We start from the raw sequence: 2,678 nt of genomic DNA, 5'->3' as shown, positions 1-2,678 counted from the left end.
GGCAGAAATGGTGCGACTTGTTGTTAAGTGAAAAGCTTAGCCTAATCTATTGATTAGAACTATCACTGTGAGAAGTAGAATGATAGGGTAACGCCTTGAAATGCTTCCTCTAATACTTCGAATAGCAATAGGTTGAGTAAACAACCTATTGTTATAAGCTCGAGGAAGTCGGCTGAGAGTACTCCGTAAGGTCTAACCTTTGCGTTAGATACACGAAATGCGAACCAGAGGTGGTCGAGAGTATGATAGGTCGGGAGTCGATTAACTATGGTTAGGATGTTGCAATGGTAACTGACGAAATTAGGAATGTAAGGGTCTATAACCTAGTACGCAGAAATGTGTTTGGCGCGGTCGCGTGGTAAGTGTGGATGAGTAAAATTCGTTTCTATGAAAGTCCATATAGTGTTAAAGGCACTATCAAGCTTACAGGCTCAAACTAATGACCTAAGGTTAATCTATGATAACGGTGATGGAACAAGGAAAGTCTAGAATATGGAGATTTTACTATCGGTGAAGTATTAATAAGGAAAAGTCTTAGACTATAACTTATTTTAATCTAGATGAGAGCGATGCCACAGTACTGTTGAAGTCGAGATAATAATCGATGGAGGGATAGGCATTAGACGGATAGCTTGAAATAATTAAAAATTAGATAATTTTCAAGGTTCGAGTATGACTAAGAGATATGAATCCTTAATGGTGTGCAATCACTAGGAGGTAGTAATAGACTTGAAGGAAAGCTTACCCAAGAAAAGTCAATTACTAAGAAATTGTGAATATTATAATAATCAATCTGTTTATGATGACCTTTATAATAAATCAAAGAAGAATTATAAATTTAGAGATTTGATGCAATATATATACGATAGGAATAATATCTTGCTAGCGTATAGAAACATCAAACGTAATAGTGGGTCTAAAACACCAGGAGTTGATGGTAAAACAATTGAAATATTTGAAAATATGGAAGTTGAAAGGTTTATAAAAAGAATAGAGAATAAGATTATGATGTATAAACCTAAGCCAGTTAAGAGAGTAATAATACCGAAACCAAATGGTGGTAACAGACCTTTAGGGATACCTTGTATAGAGGATAGAATAATACAACAATGTATTAAGCAAGTTATGGAACCAATTTGTGAAGCTAAGTTTCATAGTCATAGTTACGGTTTTAGGCCCAATAGGTCGACTAAACATGCAGTAGCTAGAATGAATCATTTAATAAATAATAGTAAGCTACATCATGTAGTAGATATTGATATTAAAGGATTCTTTGATAATGTTAACCATAGCAAATTAAAGAAACAAATTTGGAATATGGGTATTCAAGATAAAAATTTGATTTGTATAATAAATAAAATTCTAACTTGTGAAATACAAGGTGAAGGTATCCCAATAAAAGGAACGCCTCAAGGTGGAATTATTAGTCCGTTACTGTCAAACATAGTATTAAATGAATTGGATTGGTGGTTAAGTTCTCAATGGGAATCATTTGAAACTAATCATAACTATGTAAGAATAAGAAGTAACGGTACAGAACATCACAGTCATAAATATAGAGCGATGAAAACTACTAAACTAAAAGAATTCTATTTTGTTAGATATGCAGATGATTTTAAAATATTATGTAGAGATTTCAAAATAGCAGAAAGAATTTTTAAAGCTACGAAGATGTGGCTTAAGGAGAGATTGGATTTAGAAATTAGTAGTGAAAAGTCTAAGATAACAAACCTTAGACGAAGATATTCGGAATTCTTAGGTTTTAAATTCAAAGCAGTTAAAAAGAGCAATAAGTATGTCTGTATAAGCTTTATGTCTGATAAGGCTAGAGAGAATACAAAGAGTAAAATTAAAAATCAAATATGTGTTATACAGAAAGACACTAATAGTAGAGAAGTCAGAAAATTAAATTCGATAATACTAGTGAGTCATAACTATTATAAAATAGCAAGCCATGTTTGTAAGGATTTTACGAAAATATATCGAGATATACTCAAAAGCTTGAAAACTCGCTTGAAAAAACATTCGAAGGAAAAATTGAATCTAACACCAACTTTTGAAAAGTTTTATGGTAGATATAAACATAATAGATTTTTTACCATAAATGACATAACTATTTTCCCAGTTTACGGTGTTATTTGTGAACCTGCCATGAGTTTTACTCAAAGTATATGTAATTATACTGAACAAGGCAGAAAAACAATACATAATAAACTGAGTAATGAATTCTATAATTTATTAAATTACTTATTATCCAATAGTGATAATCACAATAGTACAGAATTTGAAGATAATAAATTATCTTTAATGATGGGTCAACGTGGTAGATGTTTTGTCACTGGAGATAGGTTAAAAGTTGGAGAAATGGAATGTCATCATAAAGTTATGAAAAGTGATGGTGGTATTGACGAATATAATAATTTAGTATGGGTTAAAAGTGAAGTCCATAAATTAATACATGCGACTAATTCGGAAACTATAGAATATTATAAAAGTAGATTGAATTTAAATGAGAATGGATTTAAAAGGCTTAATAGTTTAAGGAAGCGAGTAGGAAATCTAATTATTAATTAAAGTAATGAATATCCGTTGGAACGCCGTATGAAGCGAAAGTTTCACGTACGGTGTGGAGCGGGGGAAAACTTAGAGATTACATCAAAGAGTTACCTATCGCTATT

General features: G+C 31.6%; 1 protein-coding gene. It reads left to right on the top strand.

Annotated features, from left to right (window positions below; genetic code table 11):
* Positions 1 to 729: 729 nt before the first annotated feature.
* Entirely contained in the window at positions 730 to 2,574 is a 1,845-nt protein-coding gene (ltrA, locus tag H9660_RS16005) for a group II intron reverse transcriptase/maturase (RefSeq protein WP_191751366.1), read from the top strand.
* The last annotated feature ends 104 nt before the right edge of the window (positions 2,575 to 2,678 follow it).

This window comes from Clostridium gallinarum, from assembly GCF_014836325.1.
GTDB lineage: Bacteria > Bacillota > Clostridia > Clostridiales > Clostridiaceae > Clostridium > Clostridium gallinarum.
Note: the sequence above shows the minus strand (reverse complement) of the source record. Positions and strands in the feature narration are given on the sequence as shown.